Origin of the sequence: Nitratireductor aquibiodomus NL21 = JCM 21793 (assembly GCF_000615975.1) — a bacterium.
Classification (GTDB): Bacteria; Pseudomonadota; Alphaproteobacteria; order Rhizobiales; family Rhizobiaceae; genus Nitratireductor; species Nitratireductor aquibiodomus.
Map to the genome: position 1 here is coordinate 12,724 of NZ_BAMP01000021.1, position 20,711 is coordinate 33,434.

The following is a 20,711-nucleotide window of genomic DNA, read 5'->3' on the forward strand; positions in this document are numbered from 1 at the left end:
ATACCGCGATCGTGGGTTCGCCGGGCGCATGCGAAGCGTTCGGCGAACTGCTAAGGAAGCTGGATGGCTGGTAGAGATGTTTTCAAGAAGGCCAGACCTGTCATCATCCTGACAAGTCGCCTGCTGGGGTTGCTGCCTCGATTCATATTCGCGGCGACATGGCCGGTGCTCGAACTTGTACCTTGGAAGTTCGGCATCGCTCTTCGATATCTGTGGGCAAAACGTCTGGCAAAAACTTGCGGGGACAATGTGGTGTTCGAAACCGGTGTGCGTGTGACCTTTTGGGAGCAGATCGAGCTTGGCGAGAACGTTTCGATCTTCGAGACCTGCTATCTCGACGGAAAAGGTGGGATAAGGATAGGCGATGATGTCTCCATCGCTCACCAGTGTTCTCTCATCAGTTTCGATTTCGATCTTGCGGCGGGTCCGGGTGCGATGAAATACTGTCCCATGCGCCGCGAGAAGATTGTTATCGGCAATGACAGCATGATCTTTTCTGGTGTTCGTATCTTCGCCGGCGCTGAACTTGCGCCTCGTACGGTCATTGGTGCCAATTCGGTCGTACGGAAAGGGAACTATGAGCCAGGACTCTATGCCGGTGCGCCGGCCGTGCTCAAAAAAGCTTTGCCAGCTCGAAGGGATCGATTGCCCGATCCAAAATCGGGTTAAATCCAGCCGAATTGACTGTCATCGGTGCTGGTGATCCGGCATTGTACGTTCGATGAGCCACGCGAAACAGAGGCTGATCGCCGCCCAGAGTGTCGCATGGACCGCGAGATTGGACGCCCGGAAGGTCCACAGAACCGTGGACGGGAAGCCTGAGGACATATCGCCGGTCGATGGCGCAAGGACGAAGGCCAAAGCCATCAATAGCGCATAGAGTACGCCACCGCGGAGCCACTTGGCTCGAGTGGTTTTTGCGCCGCGCACCATCGCAATGGCACCTGTTATGGAACCGATCGAAAACAGCATGAAAATGAAATAAAGCGCAGTGCGGGCCCCAATCGTTTCAGGATTACCGATAGCCGGCGGATTGCCGGGGTATTTTAGCATTGGCAACAGTGCGACTGATACAAATCCGAGAGATCCCAATACCGCAATGGTTTGCCTTGGCGATTGGACAGTCAGGCGGCCTTGAGCAACAGCGAAAACGATCGAAAAGAGCCCGCCCAGTGCGGCGCCAAACAAGGCTAGCCCAATAAACAATCCTGAACTTTTCTGTGCCGCGCGTGAAATGTCTGTATTCTGACCAACACTCGTTGCCATGTCCAAGTGATGATTGGTAGATGCTTGTTCCTCCAAAGCGATTGCAGCTTCAATTGAAGGCTCACCGGTAAGTGTTGCTACGACAAACGCAAGCACGGCTGCGAACAGACCGGCGAGCAAGCCGAGTGTAATGTAGCGTGCCATATCTCGCGCCCCTAGTGACAGGGGAAGCCTAGGAGATGTCGGGCGTCATGCACGAACTCATGCACGTTCGTGCCGTCAAAGACCGCAATGCCTCCTTGCTCGGAGCTGACAAAATAGATTGCGATCAAGGAGAGCAGCCCTGCCACGGTCGCCCATGGCAAGATATCTTTCAGCGGAATCACGGACAGCTGAGATTGTACAGATGATGTGTGGGACATATGCTTTTACCTCTGGATTGCGCGTCCATTCGGATAGGGGAACAGCAATCGAGGTCTGACTTCCGCCGATGGCGGTTACAGTGGCGCGACCGTGCCGGATTCTCACCGGCTTCCACGGATCGCTGTTCAAAGTGAGTAAACGACATCGTTGAAAATCTGTAAAGCAAGAATTCTGAACCGCCGCGTGAAAACATAGCAAATGCTCCGACTGATCATGATCGCCGCGCCCCTCTCGGCTGGTGTCAGATTTTCAACATCTGGTTCCTTGAGAAAGGGCGACATTGTTCGCGCAAAGAAGTTGTCCCTCTCGCTTCCACGCTGTGCAAGTTCCTTCATGGCGCCTTCGCATTCAGCGAAGGAGCTTGCTGCGGCATTGTCCCTGACTGCGTCAACCGAGCCGGCCTTGGCCGAAGCCGATTATGGCGCATGGACCGGGAAGACCCTGGATCACATCTTGAGAGAAGACCCCAGTGGAATAGCGCGCTGGATGAGCGATCCAGAGGCGTGTCCTGGAGGGGGTACATCGCTGGCGAAGCTCTGCGATTCCGTCGGCCATTGGATGGAGAGGCTCGTGACCGGTTCATCGGGTACGATAATTGCCGTCAGTCACGTCGGACCGGCGAGGGCGGCCATTGTCAATGCAATCGGCGGCACTCCGTCTATCGGACTTCGCATAGACGTTACTCCGCTCAAACCCGTATTGCTAACGCATGATACTAACAGATGGGCTTGGCGCTCCGCGGGTCCGGAGACCTGAACAATGCAGACCAAACCAATTCAGAGGCGGAAGACATAAGCTGTGAAAATTCAAATCTTTGCTTACGGGGTAGCGGCAAGCCTACAAGCGACAAGCACAATTGCCCGTCGAGGTTCTGACGGGGCTTGACAATCTACCGGTATACTAGACTCTGTACCGGCCTCTGCCGAGTTTTCTAAGCCGTCCATCCTTTACCAACTGGGCAAGGGATCGGTTCGTGGCCTCGGGCGTGAGATGGACTTGCGCAGCCAGCTCCCGGATCGTGCCGGTGTGCAATCCCTCCGTCAGGCCCGCAAATACACGCTCCTTTGCGGATGTTATTGCAACCAGCTCCAGACGTGTGCGAAGCGAAATAATCTGATGGCAAAGATGCGCAATGAAGTCCTGGGCGAAGCCCTGATCCTTGCGTATAGCATTTCTTATCACAGCCGAAGGCAACAGCACCAACTCAGTTTCCTCGCCCGCTTTGCAGTCGCAATGATAGTGATCGGTAAAAGGCGCAGCTCGGCAAGGGTCTCACCTGATCGCGCTGTGTGCACGATCACCTCTTCACCGTCGCTCGTATGCCGCAGCAGGACAAGAGCGCCGGAAAGCACATAGACGAGATACCGGGTCGCATCTGACCTGCTCCCCTGAATGTACCCATTCATAGGCTAGCCCTGTTCACGTTGTGGCCCGTTTTGGACCGGGTTGCAAATTCATTTGGTGTGAGCCCGTCGAGGCTCGTGTGTGGGCGATGCAGATTGTAGTCGATGCGCCATTCCTCGATGATCTCCCGGGCATGCCGGTAGCTGCGGAACAGATGCTCGTTGAGGCATTCGTCCCTTAGGCGTCCATTGAAGCTCTCCACGAAGCCATTTTGCATTGGCTTGCCCGGGGCGATGTAGTGCCATTCGACACCACGATCCTGCTGCCAGGCAAGCATGGCGTTCGATGTGAGCTCGGTGCCATTGTCGCTGACCACCATGCAGGGATAACCGCGTCGTTCTGCGATGGCATCCAGCTCCCGTGCCACACGTTCGCCCGATAGCGAGTTGTCGACGATGGTCGCCAGACACTCGCGGCTGAAGTCGTCGATCACGCACAGGATGCGGAAGCGGCGTCCATCGACAAGTGCATCAGAGACGAAGTCGAGTGACCATCTCTGGTTTGCGTCCTGCGGTATCGCCATCGGTGCCCGCGTGCCCAAAGCCCTCTTTCGGCCGCCTCGCTTGCGAACCGTCAGCCGCTCTTCCTTGTAGATCCGGTATAGACGCTTCCAGTTCACTTCGACCCCCTCACGCTTCAAGAGCAGGTGCAGACGCCGATACCCGAACCGACGACGCTCTGACGACAGCTCTCTCAAGCGCTGACGAAGGCCTGCGTCGTCCGACCGGCTCGACTGATAGCGGTAGACACGCGGCGCAATGCCCGCCAGGGCACAGGCACGGCGCTGCGAGTAACTCTTCTCTTCAATGGCCCAGTTCACGGCATTTCTCCTCGAACCGGGCGTCAGAAGTTTTTTCCGAGCATCTCGCGGAGTGTCGCCACATCCATCATCTGCTCTGCCAAAAGCCTCTTCAGCTTCGCGTTCTCTTCCTCAAGCGCCTTCAGCCGCTTCGCCTCCGACACTTCCATGCCGCCATACTTCTTGCGCCAAGTGTAGAACGTGGCATCGCTGATGCCGTGCTTGCGACACAGATCAGTGGCCGTGATGCCAGCCTGATGCTCTTTCAAAATGCCGATGATCTGTTCTTCTGAAAACCGTGATCGCTTCATTGCCTGTCTCCTTCGTTGAGGAACAGGCTAACCCAAAATCGGGGACATCTCAGGGGAGCAGGTCATCAGGTTTTCGGTCGGTGAGACAAAGCCGAGCGGTACGTTTGAACTGCCGCCGACGCAGGTGCATTTCAGTTCTCGCCGGTCGATGTAGACCGCCTTGAAACGGAAACCGCGCTTATCGTCCCTATGAACAGGGCGACCCTTCCTTTTCGAGCAGGTGTTTCGACTTGAGACCGTAAGGGCAAACGTGATCTCCCGTCACGATGCGGTAGAGTTTGGCTGGCTTCTCCATTTCGTTCTCCGGTCTTGCCTTGTTTCGCGCCGTTTGCTGCCGCTCACGCAGGACAGTCGGAAAACCCGTCATACCCTGCGGTCAAACCTTGCCGAAGTTCGATGACGAACCTTGCATCTGCACGGAAGCGGCTATTGCCGAGTTTTGAGAGGAATGCGCTCAGTCCATCGATTTGGAACAGACCTTCCTCGCTGCCGGCCTCCAGTTTCACAAGATCACCGTCGATTTTCACGAGACCAGTGCGCGCACCTTCAACATCGCCGACAGCAAAGGATGGCAGGCTCTGTGTCGTGAACCTGAACACGCAGGATGGACCGTTCGCAAAGAGTTGGGAGATATCGTCATCGGTTAGGAAGCCCGCATCCATCGTCTCGACATTGGGGGAAGCGAGAGCTTCGTCGAGACTCACGATCCGAGGCGCCGCTTCCGTCTCGCCGCTGCGGACCTCTCCGTTCTCCTCGATCTGCGAGATCATATAGCGCATCTCTGCGATTTCCTTGTCTTGCCCATAGATGATCTCATCGGCCAGCTTCCGCACCCGGACGTCATCGATCTTGGCTCGACTCGAGGTCATGATGGCGATGGAATGGTGCGGGATCATCGCACGCATGAAGCTGACGTCACCCACGGTGACTTGGCTGCGGACGAGCCAGAGTGATCCGGCGAAGACGAATGCGGCACCGACGAAGATGACCGTGTTGATCGTCTTGTTCGAATACATCGAGAGCATGAAGGCGAGCATGATAATCGCCATTGCAGCGCCCATTAGGATCGCCATATAGGTGCGTGTCTCGCTGAAGAAGACATGGGTGATCAGGAAAGTGTTGAGATACATGAGGCCGAACATGACCAGCGTGGATGTCGCGATCATTCCGGCAAATCGCCAATAGGACATAAGGTGCCTCCGTTTCTTTCCAATACCGGGAGAACGCCCTTCCAGCGCTGGAAGGTTCCCAACGGAAAAATTTCCGCTTGACCTTCTAGTCACTGGAAGCCCAACCATCCCATGCAGCAAGGAGATTTCCATGAGCGACACTGTTCGAGAAAGCGCGAAAGAGAACTGCTGCGGTGGCCATGGTGGCGATCACGACCATGCGGGCCACATTAGGGCGAAAACAAATGGTGGTGACCGTTCCAGCACCGTATCCGTCGATGCGCAGTCGGCTCCGGCCGATTTGAAGATTGCCGCGACCGTGCCTGTCGATGGCGCCGTGAAGGATCCTGTATGTGGAATGACAGTGACGCTTGGAAAGGGCAAGCCCTCGCTCACATACCGCGGGGACGATTATCATTTCTGCAGCCAGAAATGTCATGATCGTTTCGAGGCCGATCCGTATTATTATCTCTCCGGCAACAAGGCGAAAAAGAATCAGTCCGCGCCGAAGAACACACTCTATACCTGTCCAATGGACCCCGAAATCGTGCAGGAAGGCCCCGGCACCTGCCCGATCTGCGGTATGGCACTGGAGCCGATGGACGGTATGTCCGACGGCCCGAACCACGAACTGATCGATTTCACGCGCCGTCTATGGGTCAGTGCCGGCGCAGCCGTCCCTCTTCTAATACTCGCCATGCGCCGATGCTCGGCTTGCCGATCCGTGAATGGCTGGGCGAAAGGCTCGCTCTCTATCTAGAGTTCGCGCTCGCTACACCCGTTGTCATATGGGCTGCGCGTCCGTTTTTCCATCGTGGTTGGACTTCCATAAAGACCTGGAACCTCAATATGTGGACGCTGATCATGATCGGCGTTGGGACAGCCTATCTTTATTCGACCATTGCAACATTTCTCCCCTGGCTGTTTCCTGCGGGCCTTCATATGGCCGGGGGTCACATGCCGGTCTACTTCGAGGCAGCTGTCGTCATCATTGCCTTGGTGTTTGTAGGACAAGTGCTCGAACTGCGCGCGCGAGAGCGCACGGGCGACGCCATCCGAGCGCTGCTTGATCTTGCTCCCAAGACGGCACGTCGGATAACCCCGGACGGGGACGAATACGATGCGCCCCTGGAGAACATTGTGGAGGGCGACCGGTTGCGGGTGCGTCCTGGCGAAGCTGTTCCTGTGGATGCCAATGTGCTCAGCGGCTCTACAAGCGTAGACGAGAGCATGCTGACCGGAGAACCTTTGCCGGTCGAAAAGCGTGAAGGTGACACGGTAACGGGCGGCACGTTGAACAAGAACGGATCGCTGGTCATAGAGGCCGTGAAAGTGGGTGACGAAACTATGCTCGCACGCATCGTCGCCATGGTTTCATCCGCCCAGAGGTCGCGCGCACCCATACAAGGTTTGGCCGACCGGGTTTCCTCCTACTTTGTACCGACGGTCGTAATCGTTGCGCTGCTCGCTTTTCTCATCTGGATCGTGTTCGGACCGGATCCCGCTTTCGTGTTTGCGATCGTGTCTGCGGTATCGGTATTGATTATCGCCTGCCCATGCGCGTTAGGTCTTGCTACGCCTATGTCGATCATGACGGCAACGGGACGCGGAGCCCAAGCCGGTGTCCTGGTCAAGGATGCTGAAGCGCTCGAGCGCATGGCGAAAGTTGACACGATCGTCGTGGACAAGACGGGAACATTGACCGAAGGCAAGCCGCGGCTCACCGACGTGATCACTGTCGAGGCGTTCGATGAGCGCGAACTGCTCGGTTTGCTCCGGGGGCTTGAGGCCGGTTCGGAACACCCGCTGGCCGAGGCGATTGTCGACGGCATCGCAGAACGCGGAATCGAGGCCAATCCTGTGACCGATTTCAGCGCGGTAACGGGGAAGGGCGTCCAGGGGAAATCGGGCAAAAGGACCATCGCTTTCGGCAATGCAGCTATGATGGACCTGTCCAGCGTTGACCACCAAGCGCTTGATGACACTGCCGACGAACTTCGGTCTGAAGGCAAGACGGCCATGTTCGCTGCAATCGATGGACAGCTGGCCGGCCTGATCGCGGTGTCCGATCCGATCAAAGCCAACACAAAAGCGGCGATCGATGCGCTTCATGAAGCGGGCCTGACCATCATCATGGCGACCGGTGACAACGAGCGGACCGCAAGAGCTGTGGCGGATAAACTTGGCATCGACCAGGTGCGGGCAGGCGTTTTACCGGAGGACAAGAAGGCTCTGGTTGATGAACTCCATCGAAATGGCCGCAAGGTGGCAATGGCGGGTGATGGCGTCAACGATGCGCCGGCGCTGGCTTCGGCCGAAGTCGGGATTGCGATGGGGACGGGCGCCGACGTTGCCGTCGAAAGCGCCGGCATCACCCTGTTGAAAGGCGATCTGGGTGGTATCGTCCGCGCGCGCAAGCTTTCACAGGCGACGTTGCGGAATATCAAGCAGAACCTGTTCTTCGCCTTTGCCTATAATGCCGCGGGCGTACCGGTTGCTGCCGGTATCCTTTATCCCGTTACCGGTACTTTACTCTCCCCGATGATCGCGGCGGCAGCCATGAGCCTGTCTTCGGTTTCGGTGATTTCAAATGCATTGAGGCTGCGCCGTGTCGATCTCGATGCTTGACCTTCCACTTACTGGAACGTGTAGCTGTACCGGATGACGGAATTGTCATGATCGGAATCGATACGCCTTTTGACCATGCAAACCTTGAGGTCGTGACGGCATTCGGAACCGTGTCGCAGACACGTGGACAGTGGAGAAGCGTGGAGCGCCACACACAGGAGTTTTCGACAACGAGAATGAGGTGGCGAAGGGAGACAAGAAAATGAATATCGGGGAGGTGGCACAGGCGACCGGACTGCCTGCCAAGACCATCCGCTACTACGAGGATATCAGCCTTGTAACGCCCGCAAGGCACGCAATGGCTATCGCGACTACGCGGACGCGGATGTTCACCGTCTGGCCTTCATCCAGCGCGCGCGCAGTCTCGGTTTTTCCATCGATGAATGTCGGCAGCTTCTCTCACTCTATAACGACAAGGATCGCGCAAGCGCGGACGTCAAAGAGCTTGCTCTGGGAAAAATCGAAGAGGTGAATCGAAAGATTGGCGAGCTTCGCGCGTTGCGCGCGACATTGGAAGCACTTGCCGATCATTGTCATGGTGATTCGAGGCCCGACTGTCCCATTTTGGAGGAAATTGCCGGGGGTCTTGCGCAATGAATCCAAAATACTTTGTGTTGGCGTTTTTCGCCTTCGGGCTCGCCGTCTTTGCCTACAACTCCTTCGCGCCACGACCGCAGGATCCGCACACGATTCAAACAACATCCGGTAAAGCAGGTGCACCTCTTGCCAACGTCGATGTGCCGGAACTTTCGGGTCTCGTGGCTGAAGGAAGGACCGCGTTCGAAGCGAACTGCGCGTCATGCCACGGTGTCAATGCGGCGGGGCAGGACGGAATAGCTCCGCCCCTCGTTCACAGGATCTATGAGCCGAACCACCATGCGATGCCGCTTTTCAGCTTGCGGCAAAAAACGGAGTGCGCGCCATCACTGGCGTTTTGGGAACATGCCGCCGGTACCGGGTGTCAGCGAACAAGACGTTGACAAGATTATCGCCTACGTCCGAGCCTTGCAAAAGGCGAACGGAATATTCTGATGAGGGGATATGACATCGAGGGCAAGATTGTGTGGATGAAGTGGCCGGTCACTGTACTGGCCGTCTTCATGCTTGTCCTTGCCGGCGGCAGGTTCACGCATTTTGATATGATGCCGCATGAACACGCCGGGCCGATCCAGGCCGTTCTCGCCGACGGCTCACATGATCACACGGAGCGGACTTCGCAAAACCAGTCGGACGGGACGCGCGCAATGCATTGTGGTGCGCCTATCCTTCTGCCGGTCGAGTCCGTCGAAATCAAAAGCCGCTGTCGCACGGAATTGCATGGACCGGCAGGTGCCGCGAACTATGCGGGCATCACACTCGGTTTCGACCCGCCACCTCCGCGGATCCTCTTCTGACGAAACAGCCAGCATTCCTGGCCATCGAAGAGATCATTCAGGAGAGAAATCGTGATAACAAGAATTGCAGCTGCCGCGGCAGCATTCATCATCCTTGCAGGTGGCGTCGCGGCTTATGCCCATGGCGGCGCCACCGGAATATACAAGCAGCGCATGGATGCCATGATGGACATGAGCAAGGTCGTCAAATCCCTTTCGGCGATGATGCGCGGCGAGGTCGATTACGATGCCGCGTCGGTGCAGGCGGGGGCGCTGATCATCAAATCCCACGCCGGCAAAGCCATGACCTCGCTGTTTCCGGAAGGAACGACCGAGGCACCTTCCGAAGCCCGGGCAGAAATCTGGACTGACTGGGAGGCCTTTGAAGCACTGGCCAGTCAGTTGGAAACCTATGCAACCGGGCTGGAAAGCGCCGCTGACAACGGTCTTGCCATGTCTGGCGACGCGCAAGGCTCGATGATGGACAACAACAACTCCATGATGACGGGCAACCAGAACGGCATGATGGGTGGCGGATCGGGTATGATGGGTACTACACAACCGATGATGACCGCCGAGCAATTGGCAACCATGCCCGCCGACAGCGTCTTCAACATGGTGGCCCAGACGTGTTCTTCCTGCCATACCAAATTCCGGCTGGAGAAGAAGTAACACATGAAAACGTTGCTCCTCCTGGGAGCCGCTGCGCTGGCATTGGCCGGCGTGGCGGTTACCGGCCTATATTGGTGGCCTATCGGAAAAACCGTCTCCTTGAACGCAGAACTGGGTAACGCGAACCGTGGTGCCTATCTGGCGCGCATGGCCGGGTGCATAGCCTGTCACACAGATGCCGAGAACGGCGGCGCTCCGCTTGCTGGCGGCCTGGCATTGCCGACCCAGTTCGGCACCTTCCACTCGCCCAACCTCACGACAGACACGACCTACGGGATAGGTGCGTGGTCGGTTGAAGACTTCGCCAAGGCGGTCCGGCAGGGCGTTTCCCGGGAAGGCAAGCCTTACTATCCGGCATTTCCCTACCCGTTTTATTCCCGGCTGACAGACCAGGACATCGCCGATCTCTGGGCGGCTTTCCAGACCGTCCCGCCGGTGGAGGAGCCATCAAAACCACAGGAGATGGCGGTCCCCTTCAACTTCCGCGAGGGTCTGAAGCTTTGGCGCGCCGCATTCGTGGAAAACAAGACATTCGAACCTGATCCGGCGAGATCGGATGCATGGAACCGCGGCAAATATATCGTTGAAGGGCCAGCGCATTGCGGTGCCTGCCACACGCCACGGAACTTCGCGGGTGCCCGACAGGCGGAATTGCGCCTGCATGGATCAGACAGTCTGCCCGATGGCGGTAAGTCCCCTTCGATCAGGAGGGATGTGCTGAAGGAAAAGGGCTGGACTGTGTCCAATCTGGCTTATGCGCTGAAAACAGGCATCCAACCGGACGGCGACGCTTTTGGTGGTTCGATGGGGGAAGTGGTGCGTGACGGAACTTCCTTTCTCAGTCAGGACGATCTGACGGCAATCGCAACCTTTCTGCTGGAGCGGGAGAATGATTGACAGACGCAATTTCCTGGCGGGAACCGGGGTGCTCGTGTCAGCAGGCGTCCTGCCCGGTCTTGCTGTGGCAAAGGCGGGTGCGCAGGAGTTTGATCTGATCGCCGGACCGGTCCAGCAAGCACTTTACGAGCAGCAGCCCTCAGATCTCTGGGCCTATAACGACATTGTACCCGGTCCTGAAATCCGGGTCCGAAAGGGCGAGCGGATACGCGTCAACTTTCGCAACAATCTTGAGGAGCCCACGTCCATCCACTGGCACGGGATCCGCATCGAAAATGCGATGGATGGGGTGTCCGGCTTGACCCAGGAACCCGTGCAGCCCGGAGACAGTTTCGTCTATGAATTCGAGCTGCCGGATTCCGGTACATATTGGTATCACGCGCACAACAAGAGTTGGAATGAGGTCGGGCGTGGCTTGTATGGCCCGTTGATCGTGGAGGAGCGAACCTCCACCTTTGATCGCGACCATGACATCACCCTCATCATTGATGACTGGCGCTTGCGCCAGCCTGGCGTTCTGGACACGGACAGCTTTGGCTCCTTGATGGATTGGAGCCACGGAGGGCGTCTCGGTAACTGGCTCCTTGTGAATGGCAAGTCACGTCCGGTCTTGAAGCTGCGCAGTGGCGACGCCTATCGCCTTAGACTGATCAACGCCTCGAACGCACGTGTTCTGGAACTCGATCCCAATCGGTTCGGCGGAAAGGTAATTGCCTATGACGGACAGGCGCTGCCGGAATCCGTCGTTCTGCCTTATTCCCCTCATCTTCTCGGACCGGCGCAACGGATCGACCTTATGGTTGTTCCGGACGCTGATTTCACGATCGAAGAGATTTCGGGCGATAAGCCATTCCCCCTGGTCGACGGGATCGTCGACGGGATATCGCGTACAGCGCAGTCGACGCCTTCAATTCCGGTAAACCTGATACCGGAGCCCGATGTGACGGGCGCCCGGAAAGTGAAGGTCGTTATGGAAGGTGGCGCCATGGGCGGCTTTGTGAACATCACCTACAAGGGCAAGCGCCTTGAAGGCGAAGATTTCCGTAAAACGGGCCAGTCCTGGGCATTCAACGGCATAGCAAACCTGGCGGAGGCTCCGCTTTTCACGGTTCGGCGCGGCGAAACGGTTCTGCTGGAAACGATAAATCAGACAGGCTGGGTACACGCCATGCATGTCCATGGTCATCACTTCCGTGTTCTCAGCCGATCCGGAGCCGACGTCGATAACGGCAAGCCCTGGCGCGACACATTCCTGATTGGACCTGAGCAGACGACGGAGGTTGCCTTCGTCGCTGACAATCCCGGCAAGTGGCTGTATCATTGCCACATGCTGGAACACGCGGCGGCAGGCATGACCACATGGTTCGAAATCAGCTGAGACGATTGTAGAAAATTTACGGAACCGGCGTTACGTTACTGAAATGCTCAGACTTTTGCCATCGTTGATGATACTGGTTCTGGTCCTCGGGGCCATGATGCCGGCTGTGATCCAATCGCATGCCGACATTACATCAACGAAAGTAACCGGTCAGGTTCATGAGGTTCTGGCCGCTGATAAGACGACCGCGATGAAGTGCTGTCAGAAGTCGAAAAGCGGCATGGATAACCGCCAAGGCAATTGTGCGGCCGATTGCCATTATCTTCCCGAATTCACACCGCTGCAAAATTCGCCTGTCTTGGCGTCGGTTGAAATCCCGGCACAGTCCGAGACGCTTCTGGAAGTGATATATTTCCAGATGAGGCCCCCCATCTCGATCTGATCTTACTTCGCCAGCCATCAATGGCGTTCGTCGAGTAATTGGATTTGAGAGGGAAACCATGCTTTCCAAACGTAGCTTCATGCTTGGCGCTTTGTCGTCGGCATTCCTGCCTGCCTCGTTGGCACATGCACACAAACGCGTCTTCAAACTTGATCCGCGGTTCGAACCGCAGACTGTTCGATTCTCCGGTTACCGTCCCGGCACGCTGGTGGTCGATCCAGGCAACCACTTTCTCTACCTGCAGACAAGCCGGACAACAGCAAGGCGATATGGGGTCGGCGTCGGCCGAGCTGGTCTGGCTTTTCGGGGCTCGGCCACCATCGGGCGGAAGGCAAAGTGGCCAAGTTGGACCCCGACCAAGAACATGATCAGGCGTGAGCCGGGCAAATACGCCAGATATGCAAAAGGCGTTCCCGGCGGACCCGGAAATCCGCTTGGTTCACGCGCGCTGTATTTGTACCGCAGTGGCCGTGACACGATGTATCGGATTCACGGCACCACCCAGCCATCTTCGATCGGGCGCTCCGTTTCGAACGGCTGCATCCGGATGATCAATGCGCATGTCGAGGACCTGTATGAAAAGGTTCCGGTGGGCGCAAAGGTGGTCGTGCTGTGATGGCTCAGGACCCGCAAAAACTATCGCCCTATGCACTTTCCTCCGGGGTGCCGAGAATTCGAGCACATGACGTCACGGGCGTTCCCGAACCGCGGAAATTCGGCACCTGGATCATGATCGCATGCTGCATTCCGATGGTCGGCGGCGCCGGACTGCTGCTTTGGGGCATGGGCACTGGCGCAGGTTGGGCTGAACGCCTCGGCGCATTGGCGCCAATCGGCTTTTGCCTTGGGGCGCACCTCGTCATGCACAAGATCATGGGCCGGACCTGTCACGGCCATCAAACACACAAAGGACAAGACCAGAAATGAAAACACTGATCAAAATCGCGGCCGCATCATGGTTGGCCGGCAACCTGCTGACGCTGCATGCACATGCAGGCGAAACCGATGACAAGCATATCACCGTCTTCAAGACACCCTGGTGCGGGTGCTGTCAGGTCTGGGTCGATGCAGTCGAAAACGCCGGCTACACCGTCGAAACAAAGGACATGGAAGACCTCTCCTCGATCAAGAAGCAGGCGGGCGTGCCGGCAAAACTTGAAGCCTGTCATACGGCCGCCATCGGAGGCGATCGAAAATACGTTCTCGAGGGACACGTCCCGCTTGCAGCGATCAGCAAGCTCATGACTGAACAACCGGATATTCGCGGCATTTCCACGCCGGGTATGCCGATGGGCTCTTTGGGCATGGGAGAAGATCCGAAGGCGAAATACGACGTCCTCGCCTTCACCGGCAAAACCGGAGAGACGCCGACCCTGTATTACCAGGCCGGCAAGCAATGAATCGCAGGCAACTCCTGGGTGGGGCAGGCAGCCTGTCGCTGCTTGCCCTTTCCGGCTGTACAACCACCACACCCGAACAGGCGCTCGAGCCGCAACCGGCACCGAGAATTCCAGGCACGTATGCAACCATGTATGGGCCGATGCCCGGAGAGCGTTTTCCGATACCGGCCGTCGATCTGAACAAGGTCCCGGAGAGGTTCTGGCGTCGTCAGGTCGACTATTCGGGGCCTCATGCGGTCGGCACCCTGATTGTCGATACGCAGACGTTTTACCTTCATTTGATCCAGGAGGGCGGCAAGGCGATGCGGTATGGCGTCGGACTCGGCAGAGCGGGATTTTCGTGGTCGGGCCGCGGGGTCATCCAGTGGAAGCAGGCTTGGCCGAAATGGACTCCGCCCGAGGAAATGATCGCGCGGGAGCCGGACCTCGAAAAATGGAGCGCACGCAATGGCGGCATGCCACCGGGGCTCGATAATCCGCTGGGAGCGAGAGCCCTCTACATTTTTCAGGACGGAGAGGACACGCTGTACCGGATTCACGGTTCGCCGGAATACTGGACCATCGGCAGGGCTGTCTCCAGCGGATGTGTTCGATTGATGAACCAGGACATTATCGATCTCTACAGCCGTGTCCCCAGCGGGTCTTCCCTGGTGGTCGTTTAGGTGAAGCCATGTCGATGAGACGATTGAAGATAATTTCCCTTGCCGGTCTGGCATTACTTGCGATCGGCGTCGTCGCCATGATTGGGGTCGGCCCAGGTAATGGGGAAAGCGCGGCTCTCCTTAGGCCGGATGATCAGGAAAAAGTCGCGCTCGGCCAACAGGTCTACACTACCAACTGTGCGTCCTGTCACGGAGCGGAATTGCAGGGCCAGGCAGAGGATTGGCGTTCCCCGGGACCCGACGGCTTGATGCCGCTCCGCCGCACGATGAAACAGGACACACTTGGCATCATCCCGACGAGTTGCTCTTCAAGATCACCAAACTTGGGGTCGCCGAAGCGGCCAATCTGAAGGATTACACATCCGCGATGCCCGCATACGAGGGCATTCTGTCGGATGAGGAGATCGTCGCCGTCTTGTCCTACATCAAGAGCACCTGGCCCGATGAAATCCGCGCCGGCCATGACGAGATGAACAAGCGCTACGCCTTGGAACCGCGGGACACGAGATGAACGCAGGTTGGGCAGAAAATGTTGAAGGGAGACGCTAATGACAACACGGCGCGGACTGCTTGCAGGAGGTGTGGCTTTGGCCGCTGGCGCCGCCGCCTACGGCGTTTTGGGCGCACGGCCGTCCGTGAACCTTGCCAGGGCAACCGGCTTCCCTCGGCTTCAAATGCCGCCATTGCTCGATACTTCCGAATCGGGGCGTTTCGACGTGACCGCACAGTCCGGCACGACCAGTTTCATCGGCGGCAGGGCGACATCGACAATCGGATTCAACCAGCCTTATCTCGGGCCGGTTGTTCGCGTTCAAAAGGGGCCGTTGCAGCCGAAAGTCGCCAACGCCCTGTCATGGCCGGTTAGTTCCCACTGGCATGGACTGCTCGTACCTGGCGAACACGATGGCGGTCCGCATTTGCCGATCGGCCCGGGTTCCAACTGGACGCCTGATATGCAGATCGACCAGCCGCCTTGCACGGCCTTCTTTCACACACACATACACGGGCGAACGGCACAGGATGTCTATGCCGGGTTGGCCGGAGTGATCCACATCGTTGATGGCCACGATGCGGAGCGTGGATTGCCAGAAACCTATGGCACGGACGATCTCACACTGGTCATTCAGGATCGCAGATTTGCCGGTGACGGGCGGCTGGCCTATGCGAATTCGATGATGGACATCATGCATGGCATGACCGGAGACACGATCCTGGTCAACGGCCAGATTGGAACGGCGGCGCATGTACCGAAGGGAATTGTCAGGCTGCGGATTGTTAACGCTTCCAATGCCCGCATTTATTCGCTGCGCCTGAGCGACTCCCGCCCGATGCATCTCATCGCGACCGATGGCGGGTATCTTGCCCGGCCGATCGCACTCGAAACGCTGCGAATGGGTCCCGGTGAGCGTGCTGAGATCGTGGTCGATTTCACGAGCGGGCATGACGTTTCTCTCGTGAGTGACGGTGATCCCAATCAGGGAATGGGCGGCATGATGGGCCGCGCCCGGGGAATGCTCGATGGTTTGACGGGCGCGCGGCGTTTCGAGGTCCTGCCAATCCTTGTCGATGAACGCCTCCCGGTCGCGGTTGACAAAATCCCCGATACGATAGGAGGCAAAGCGCCCTCACTTGCGGATTTTGAAATTGCCAAAACCAGGCGCTTCTCACTCGACATGGGCATGGGAGGAGGCATGATGGGAGGAGGCATGATGGGCGGGTTTGCCATCAACGGAGATCCGTTCGAGATGGCCGTCGTCAACCAACGCGTGCGTCTTGGCGACACCGAAAAATGGGTCGTCAGCACAACCATGCTGGCCCATCCTTTCCACGTCCATGGCGTGTCGTTTCAGGTCGTCCGCGAAAACGGTCGTGATCCGCTGCCCGAAAGCAGTGGGTGGAAGGATACTGTCGTCATTGATGGCGAAACCGAATTGCTGATGCGCTTCACGCAGCCCGCAGGCGATCGAACGCCCTTCATGTATCACTGCCACATTCTCGAGCATGAGGATGGTGGCATGATGGGGCAGTTTACTGTGACCTAGCTCCGAACTGACCTGAGAGGAGGTAAAACCGATGTCAGAAAACCATGCCGGTCATATGCCATCAAGCGGCCGGGCGCTCTCGATTTCCGCGTGGCTGACGGGCGTCTATTTTATCGTGGAGATCGGCATTGGATTGTGGACCGGCTCGGTCGCAGTCATCTCCGACGCCTTTCATACATTCTCCGCGGTCGGAGGCGTTCTGGTTGCAATCATCGCTGCCCGCATCGCGAAAAGGCCGGCGGACGAACAAAAGTCCTTCGGCTGGTTGCGCGCCGAAATCATTGGCGCGCTCGTGAATGGCGCATTTCTTCTGATCATGGCCTTGGTTGTGATTGTCATGGGCCTGATGCGGCTCGGAAACCCGATCGATCTCCCCACCGGTTCGATGCTGATTGCAGCGGCGGGAGGCCTCGTTACGGAGTTCATTTCGCTGTATCTTTTGTACCGGCAACAGGGCAGTGATTTGAATGTTCGGGGTGCCTATTGGCACATCATACAGACATTCGTCGGCAGTCTCATAATCATTGTCGCTGCACTGGTGATCCGATTCACCAGCTTCCTCGCAATTGATCCCATGTTGGGGATTATCTTCGGGTTTGTGCTTCTGTGGGCCAGCTGGGGGATACTGCGCGACGCCATTCATCTTCTCATGGAGGGAACGCCTGATGAGATTTCGCTTGCCGAAGCCAAGGCCGCTCTCGCGGTAATTCCGGGTGTGAAGAATGTTCATCACGTCCACGCCTGGGCCCTTACAAGCGGCAAATATGTGTTCTCGGCACATGTCATGGTGGATAAACGCGCCGAAATTGATTCGGACGAGGTCTTGACGATTGCACAAGGAAAGCTCGTGGATGAGTTCGGATTTTACTTTACCACAATCCAGGTGGAGACCCGATGTCATGACGAGGAACGAGCGCGCACAATCGATGCGCTCGTTGATCGGTCGATGGCGACGTGAATGCGATCACTTCATCAGATATTTGACCAGGGCCGCAATCGCCAACAGAACGAGGATGCCGATCAGCAGCATCCCGATGCCACCAAATCCCATCATGCCGCTTCCCAGACTGTTGTCCATCATTGCTCGGTTTCCTTGACCTTGATTCCGACGATCTGTCTTCGCGTGATCCACAAGACAACTGTTGGAACGACCAGCCACTGCAACAGAGGGCTCAGACCTGTTCCAAACGGTGGCACCAGAGGCATCAGCTCCGAATAGGTCCAGCGCAGCGAGACCTGCGTGTAGTAATACTCGAAACCGACTGTCAGGCCGATCCCGATGCCGAGATACATCAGATACTGCCAAGCGGCAGGACGGAGAAACCACTGACGCGTCCGCGCTGCCAGGCCTGTGAGACCGAAAGCAACAAGGGCAAAGCCGACATCACCGAATGTCGCTGACATGCAAAGCTTGATGCCGTCCCAATGGTTCATTTCGATCATCCCGGCATAGGTAGGTGCCTGGACGAACTCCCATACGAAATGGAGGAGAAAAGAGAATACGACGATGTTGAATTCGGGCTGGTACGTGATTGCGCGCATGGAAAGACCCTGGCTTTGGTTTTGCGGAAAAGCCTAAACGCTCCGGTGGGTGGAAGGTCAAATCGCGCTGAACTGCGGCACAATCGGCCCTATTCGTTCATCAACTTCGCCAATCTCCATGATTGTGTGCAGAGTTGCCTGCTCGCTTCCCGCGGTCCCTCCTCTGCATTGTATCCGGCGACCACGAGAAGCGCCCGGGCCGAGTTCGTTGACGTCATTCACCCTTTGTCGACTGACTTTTTGCCAAAATCGGCGAAGATCGTGAACGACCTTGCCCCTTTGGAAAGGTTCGATTTTGCGATGCGCGTCTTGCCGATACGTTGCTGGAGATATGCACAAACGGGCTCAAAGTCCTCTATCGCCAGCATCCTCCAAGGCGCTCCGAAAGATTTCTCAACATTTTTCGAGATGGCGCCATAGCTGAATGTTGTTGCACGCGACCTGTCGGCGCTGGCGAACTGGTTATACCTGCTGATCAGGTACTGGACATACCGACTGGCCTCCTGATCGGCGCCGATCGTTCCAGCTGCCGGTTGGATATGTACCGCTTTGCGTGTCGTTCTCACATTGACGGTGTGGGCCTGAACCGCTCCAGGACTGTCGACAATGACATTGCCGCTGTCATTGTTAACGGTGACGCGCCTTAGGTCGCCGAGCAGGATCTTTGCGAAGAAGGCGTCTATCGCCTGTTCGGGCCTACCCATTTCCTTTTCCCGAATTTTCTTGAGTTCTTCCAACGCCTCTGCCGAAAATGCCTCTGGTTGCGAGTCGACAATTCGGTGGTGACGTCGGCACAGCAGGATCAGGTTGTCGAATCCGTGGCGATCTTCCTCGGTTTGGGTGCTGTCAAATCGAGGTCCGCCTGCTTTCTGCGCATGAATGTGACAGATCTCGCCGGTGATCGTGCCGGCGCTTTCCACGATGGGAAGGGAACAACCTGGAAACGCACAAAGATTGCCCGATAGGGCGAACAGCCTCTTGATTGTTTTTTCTGTCGGCCCCAAAAACGCACACTCCTGTTGTCCTAGATCTCTGCCGCTTCGGACAAGCCTTGCCGACCGGCTCGCTTGAGTTTGTTCCATGCTAGTCCGGAATCCTGATCTTACTCGGTCGACGCGTGATGCAAAACTCCGTTCGGATCTATCCAATCCGGCGCCCTCATCATTTGGCGACTTGATGGCACGCGTCTTCGGCAAGCGGGAATGGGATTAAACCTCGGTCAGCATCAGGTCCGCGTCGCAGGACCCATCTCGTGAAACCGGCCTGGTCGGTGTCCCGCGCGTTTGTTGGCGCTTGCCGCTTGACCTTTCCTGCGCTGGAAGGCGTAGGCTTTGATATGGCAAGGAGGCGATGCGCATGAGATCAGAGACAGAGCAGATGGAACGGGACATTCTTCGCGTCTATCGTTGTGCCCGCGGGCAGGAACGTCCGGATATTGCCGAATTCATGTTGGCCGCGCTGGAAAAGCTCGATCGAGAACGGGAAGGTTTCCCGCTGACGGAGCGGCCCCTGATGGAAGCCTATCAGGACATCGCCAGTCGCCCTGGCGAACCGAGATGTGCGGCGCAGCGACTTTCCACCTCGAAGTCCGAGCCGCACAGTTAGAAACGCCCGTGTCGTCGATCATCGGAGGCCATTGGCGAGGAGCCAAATACACACGGTTGCAGATCGCCGTTCACTGGTCTGTGGTTCTGTTGCTGATCGGGCAATGGTATACCTCCGAGGCCATACCCCGAACGCATAATCCGCTGCTGCCTCCGTCCGAACCCGACCTGTTCCAGCATGCTGTCCACAATTATGCCGGGCTGCTGATCGGTGCGTTGGTGCTGTTGAGGATCGGGCTTCGAATGTTCCTGCCACAATCGCTGCTGCCGCGACTGGCGAACTGGCGGGACCGCGCCTCGCAGGCAGTCCATTGGGCGCTGTATTTCTCTCTTCTCGGACAGGTTGCTGCCGGGTTTGTAACTTCCTATCTCTGGGCGCCTGCCGCGCGCTTTCATGTACTCTTCTGGAATGTCACGTTGATCCTGGTGGGGCTCCACATCGCCGCAGCCGCTTATCACGCGTTTCGGGGAGACGGTGTGGTCTGGCGCATGATCCCGAGCACCCTCGAACTGCTTATCCGCCCGACTTTACGAAGTGAGGAACGGAACGCAGCTCGCGGTTCCGATGCCTCTCGCACCGGACAATCCGGCACATCCTCCTCGGAGTAGCGCGGGACAGTCGTCACTCCCTTTTCTCCGTTTATGATCTGCGATCTTCACATGCGCGTTCTTGGGGCACGGATAGTCTTCACTTACTGGTACGCTGGCATTGGATTTACGTTTGGGCGTCGCCCTGTGGGCCGGGCTGTTGGCAAGGCTGAAGCCCGTAAGCGGTCTTCCCCCATCCGGGCTGCCATCCCTGACGCCGGGGGCGGCCGG

At 57.4% G+C, this 20,711-nt stretch carries 24 protein-coding genes, 3 pseudogenes and 1 riboswitch; of the genes and pseudogenes, 20 read left to right on the forward strand and 7 right to left on the reverse strand.

Annotation, left to right across the window (positions count from 1 at the left end; genetic code table 11):
• The first annotated feature begins 63 nt into the window (after positions 1–63).
• Positions 64–669 carry an acyltransferase gene (locus JCM21793_RS08100; protein ID WP_025030047.1) on the forward strand — a complete coding sequence of 202 codons (606 nt, stop codon included), beginning with the start codon at positions 64–66 and terminating at the stop codon, positions 667–669.
• A gap of 18 nt (positions 670–687) precedes the next feature.
• Here JCM21793_RS08100 and JCM21793_RS08105 read toward each other — a convergent pair whose 3' ends face one another.
• Together JCM21793_RS08105 and JCM21793_RS08110 are read right to left on the reverse strand one after the other, a co-directional pair.
• Positions 688–1,410, reverse strand: a complete 723-nt coding sequence (locus JCM21793_RS08105; RefSeq protein WP_025030048.1) for a CbtA family protein — start codon at positions 1,408–1,410, stop codon at positions 688–690.
• A gap of 11 nt (positions 1,411–1,421) precedes the next feature.
• Positions 1,422–1,628, reverse strand: a complete 207-nt coding sequence (locus tag JCM21793_RS08110) for a CbtB domain-containing protein (protein ID WP_025030049.1) — start codon at positions 1,626–1,628, stop codon at positions 1,422–1,424.
• A gap of 26 nt (positions 1,629–1,654) precedes the next feature.
• Positions 1,655–1,769, reverse strand: a riboswitch (adenosylcobalamin (AdoCbl) riboswitch).
• Between the two features lie 193 nt (positions 1,770–1,962).
• On the opposite strand from JCM21793_RS08110, the gene JCM21793_RS31420 reads away from it, so the two are divergent.
• On the forward strand, positions 1,963–2,385 hold the full coding sequence (locus JCM21793_RS31420) for a histidine phosphatase family protein (protein ID WP_370671631.1): 423 nt from the start codon (positions 1,963–1,965) through the stop codon (positions 2,383–2,385).
• 422 nt (positions 2,386–2,807) lie between these two features.
• On the opposite strand, the gene JCM21793_RS31425 is transcribed toward JCM21793_RS31420, so the two are convergent.
• From JCM21793_RS31425 to JCM21793_RS08135, 3 genes are all read right to left on the reverse strand, one after another.
• The gene (locus JCM21793_RS31425; RefSeq protein WP_370671629.1) at positions 2,808–3,035 is read right to left on the reverse strand and encodes a cyclic nucleotide-binding domain-containing protein; all 228 of its coding nucleotides are present in this window, start codon (positions 3,033–3,035) and stop codon (positions 2,808–2,810) included.
• Positions 3,032–4,143, reverse strand: a protein-coding gene (locus tag JCM21793_RS08125) for an IS3 family transposase (protein WP_155983398.1) whose coding sequence is annotated in 2 segments (ribosomal slippage) — positions 3,032–3,888 and positions 3,888–4,143 — 1,113 coding nt in all. Because the reading frame shifts where the segments join, the coding sequence is not laid out codon by codon here. Before JCM21793_RS08125 ends, JCM21793_RS31425 begins: the two co-directional genes overlap by 4 nt.
• Positions 4,144–4,481: 338 nt before the next feature.
• The gene (locus tag JCM21793_RS08135) at positions 4,482–5,333 is read right to left on the reverse strand and encodes a DUF6692 family protein (RefSeq protein ID WP_025030054.1); all 852 of its coding nucleotides are present in this window, start codon (positions 5,331–5,333) and stop codon (positions 4,482–4,484) included.
• Between the two features lie 337 nt (positions 5,334–5,670).
• On the opposite strand from JCM21793_RS08135, the pseudogene JCM21793_RS24815 reads away from it, so the two are divergent.
• The 16 genes and pseudogenes from JCM21793_RS24815 (at position 5,671) to JCM21793_RS08205 (ending at position 17,704) form a co-directional block, all read left to right on the forward strand.
• Positions 5,671–7,940: pseudogene (locus JCM21793_RS24815) on the forward strand (heavy metal translocating P-type ATPase).
• 202 nt (positions 7,941–8,142) lie between these two features.
• Positions 8,143–8,537, forward strand: a pseudogene (gene cueR / locus JCM21793_RS24820) (Cu(I)-responsive transcriptional regulator).
• Positions 8,534–8,920, forward strand: a complete 387-nt coding sequence (locus tag JCM21793_RS24825; protein ID WP_306306737.1) for a c-type cytochrome — start codon at positions 8,534–8,536, stop codon at positions 8,918–8,920. The pseudogene cueR and the gene JCM21793_RS24825 overlap by 4 nt, the downstream one beginning before the upstream one ends.
• Before the next feature lie 51 nt (positions 8,921–8,971).
• Positions 8,972–9,334 carry a hypothetical protein gene (locus JCM21793_RS08150; RefSeq protein WP_025030056.1) on the forward strand — a complete coding sequence of 121 codons (363 nt, stop codon included), beginning with the start codon at positions 8,972–8,974 and terminating at the stop codon, positions 9,332–9,334.
• A 153-nt stretch (positions 9,335–9,487) separates the two neighbouring features.
• On the forward strand, positions 9,488–9,985 hold the full coding sequence (locus tag JCM21793_RS08155) for a c-type cytochrome (protein WP_081784667.1): 498 nt from the start codon (positions 9,488–9,490) through the stop codon (positions 9,983–9,985).
• A gap of 3 nt (positions 9,986–9,988) precedes the next feature.
• Positions 9,989–10,882: a cytochrome c gene (locus tag JCM21793_RS08160; protein WP_025030058.1), complete on the forward strand. Its 894-nt coding sequence runs from the start codon at positions 9,989–9,991 to the stop codon at positions 10,880–10,882.
• The gene (locus tag JCM21793_RS08165; RefSeq protein WP_025030059.1) at positions 10,875–12,260 is read left to right on the forward strand and encodes a multicopper oxidase family protein; all 1,386 of its coding nucleotides are present in this window, start codon (positions 10,875–10,877) and stop codon (positions 12,258–12,260) included. The genes JCM21793_RS08160 and JCM21793_RS08165 overlap by 8 nt, the downstream gene beginning before the upstream one ends.
• Before the next feature lie 67 nt (positions 12,261–12,327).
• Positions 12,328–12,642, forward strand: a complete 315-nt coding sequence (locus JCM21793_RS08170; protein ID WP_155983399.1) for a hypothetical protein — start codon at positions 12,328–12,330, stop codon at positions 12,640–12,642.
• Positions 12,643–12,700: 58 nt separating this feature from the next.
• Entirely contained in the window at positions 12,701–13,258 is a 558-nt protein-coding gene (locus JCM21793_RS08175; protein ID WP_370671630.1) for a L,D-transpeptidase, read from the forward strand.
• Positions 13,258–13,569, forward strand: coding sequence for a hypothetical protein (locus JCM21793_RS08180; protein WP_025030062.1), 312 nt, complete (start codon positions 13,258–13,260; stop codon positions 13,567–13,569). The genes JCM21793_RS08175 and JCM21793_RS08180 overlap by 1 nt, the downstream gene beginning before the upstream one ends.
• Positions 13,566–14,042: a DUF411 domain-containing protein gene (locus JCM21793_RS08185; protein WP_025030063.1), complete on the forward strand. Its 477-nt coding sequence runs from the start codon at positions 13,566–13,568 to the stop codon at positions 14,040–14,042. The genes JCM21793_RS08180 and JCM21793_RS08185 overlap by 4 nt, the downstream gene beginning before the upstream one ends.
• Positions 14,039–14,704 (forward strand): L,D-transpeptidase, encoded by a 666-nt coding sequence (locus JCM21793_RS08190; protein WP_025030064.1) that lies wholly within the window; start codon positions 14,039–14,041, stop codon positions 14,702–14,704. Before JCM21793_RS08185 ends, JCM21793_RS08190 begins: the two co-directional genes overlap by 4 nt.
• A 77-nt stretch (positions 14,705–14,781) precedes the next feature.
• Positions 14,782–14,898 (forward strand): annotated as a pseudogene (locus JCM21793_RS31430) (c-type cytochrome); the annotation flags it as partial.
• Positions 14,899–14,924: 26 nt separating this feature from the next.
• Complete coding sequence (locus JCM21793_RS30190) at positions 14,925–15,215, forward strand: c-type cytochrome (RefSeq protein ID WP_244439698.1); 291 nt, start codon at positions 14,925–14,927, stop codon at positions 15,213–15,215.
• A 37-nt stretch (positions 15,216–15,252) separates the two neighbouring features.
• Positions 15,253–16,746, forward strand: coding sequence for a multicopper oxidase family protein (locus JCM21793_RS08200; RefSeq protein WP_025030065.1), 1,494 nt, complete (start codon positions 15,253–15,255; stop codon positions 16,744–16,746).
• 31 nt (positions 16,747–16,777) lie between these two features.
• Positions 16,778–17,704, forward strand: coding sequence for a cation diffusion facilitator family transporter (locus tag JCM21793_RS08205; protein ID WP_025030066.1), 927 nt, complete (start codon positions 16,778–16,780; stop codon positions 17,702–17,704).
• Positions 17,705–17,823: 119 nt separating this feature from the next.
• On the opposite strand, the gene JCM21793_RS08215 is transcribed toward JCM21793_RS08205, so the two are convergent.
• Positions 17,824–18,288 carry a hypothetical protein gene (locus JCM21793_RS08215; protein WP_025030067.1) on the reverse strand — a complete coding sequence of 155 codons (465 nt, stop codon included), beginning with the start codon at positions 18,286–18,288 and terminating at the stop codon, positions 17,824–17,826.
• A 218-nt stretch (positions 18,289–18,506) separates the two neighbouring features.
• A complete protein-coding gene (locus tag JCM21793_RS08220) occupies positions 18,507–19,292 on the reverse strand; it encodes an HNH endonuclease signature motif containing protein (RefSeq protein WP_025030068.1) in 786 nt (261 codons plus the stop codon).
• Between the two features lie 352 nt (positions 19,293–19,644).
• On the opposite strand from JCM21793_RS08220, the gene JCM21793_RS08225 reads away from it, so the two are divergent.
• Both JCM21793_RS08225 and JCM21793_RS08230 read left to right on the forward strand, forming a co-directional pair.
• Complete coding sequence (locus tag JCM21793_RS08225) at positions 19,645–19,893, forward strand: hypothetical protein (RefSeq protein WP_155983400.1); 249 nt, start codon at positions 19,645–19,647, stop codon at positions 19,891–19,893.
• An 8-nt stretch (positions 19,894–19,901) separates the two neighbouring features.
• The gene (locus JCM21793_RS08230) at positions 19,902–20,501 is read left to right on the forward strand and encodes a cytochrome b (RefSeq protein WP_244439699.1); all 600 of its coding nucleotides are present in this window, start codon (positions 19,902–19,904) and stop codon (positions 20,499–20,501) included.
• Positions 20,502–20,711 lie beyond the last annotated feature (210 nt).

Excerpts from the sequence above, each read along its gene's own strand:
- JCM21793_RS08165 (WP_025030059.1), top strand. The coding sequence starts at position 10,875 with ATGATTGACAGACGCAATTTCCTGGCGGGAACCGGGGTGCTCGTGTCA.
- JCM21793_RS08180 (WP_025030062.1), top strand. The coding sequence starts at position 13,258 with ATGGCTCAGGACCCGCAAAAACTATCGCCCTATGCACTTTCCTCCGGG.
- JCM21793_RS31425 (WP_370671629.1), bottom strand. The coding sequence starts at position 3,035 with ATGAATGGGTACATTCAGGGGAGCAGGTCAGATGCGACCCGGTATCTC.
- JCM21793_RS08215 (WP_025030067.1), bottom strand. The coding sequence starts at position 18,288 with ATGCGCGCAATCACGTACCAGCCCGAATTCAACATCGTCGTATTCTCT.
- JCM21793_RS31420 (WP_370671631.1), top strand. The coding sequence starts at position 1,963 with ATGGCGCCTTCGCATTCAGCGAAGGAGCTTGCTGCGGCATTGTCCCTG.
- JCM21793_RS08110 (WP_025030049.1), bottom strand. The coding sequence starts at position 1,628 with ATGTCCCACACATCATCTGTACAATCTCAGCTGTCCGTGATTCCGCTG.
- JCM21793_RS08175 (WP_370671630.1), top strand. The coding sequence starts at position 12,701 with ATGCTTTCCAAACGTAGCTTCATGCTTGGCGCTTTGTCGTCGGCATTC.
- JCM21793_RS08190 (WP_025030064.1), top strand. The coding sequence starts at position 14,039 with ATGAATCGCAGGCAACTCCTGGGTGGGGCAGGCAGCCTGTCGCTGCTT.
- JCM21793_RS08135 (WP_025030054.1), bottom strand. The coding sequence starts at position 5,333 with ATGTCCTATTGGCGATTTGCCGGAATGATCGCGACATCCACGCTGGTC.
- JCM21793_RS08225 (WP_155983400.1), top strand. The coding sequence starts at position 19,645 with ATGAGATCAGAGACAGAGCAGATGGAACGGGACATTCTTCGCGTCTAT.
- JCM21793_RS08185 (WP_025030063.1), top strand. The coding sequence starts at position 13,566 with ATGAAAACACTGATCAAAATCGCGGCCGCATCATGGTTGGCCGGCAAC.
- JCM21793_RS08205 (WP_025030066.1), top strand. The coding sequence starts at position 16,778 with ATGTCAGAAAACCATGCCGGTCATATGCCATCAAGCGGCCGGGCGCTC.
- JCM21793_RS08160 (WP_025030058.1), top strand. The coding sequence starts at position 9,989 with ATGAAAACGTTGCTCCTCCTGGGAGCCGCTGCGCTGGCATTGGCCGGC.
- JCM21793_RS08200 (WP_025030065.1), top strand. The coding sequence starts at position 15,253 with ATGACAACACGGCGCGGACTGCTTGCAGGAGGTGTGGCTTTGGCCGCT.
- JCM21793_RS24825 (WP_306306737.1), top strand. The coding sequence starts at position 8,534 with ATGAATCCAAAATACTTTGTGTTGGCGTTTTTCGCCTTCGGGCTCGCC.
- JCM21793_RS08155 (WP_081784667.1), top strand. The coding sequence starts at position 9,488 with ATGGATGCCATGATGGACATGAGCAAGGTCGTCAAATCCCTTTCGGCG.
- JCM21793_RS08170 (WP_155983399.1), top strand. The coding sequence starts at position 12,328 with ATGATACTGGTTCTGGTCCTCGGGGCCATGATGCCGGCTGTGATCCAA.
- JCM21793_RS08150 (WP_025030056.1), top strand. The coding sequence starts at position 8,972 with ATGAGGGGATATGACATCGAGGGCAAGATTGTGTGGATGAAGTGGCCG.
- JCM21793_RS08100 (WP_025030047.1), top strand. The coding sequence starts at position 64 with ATGGCTGGTAGAGATGTTTTCAAGAAGGCCAGACCTGTCATCATCCTG.
- JCM21793_RS08105 (WP_025030048.1), bottom strand. The coding sequence starts at position 1,410 with ATGGCACGCTACATTACACTCGGCTTGCTCGCCGGTCTGTTCGCAGCC.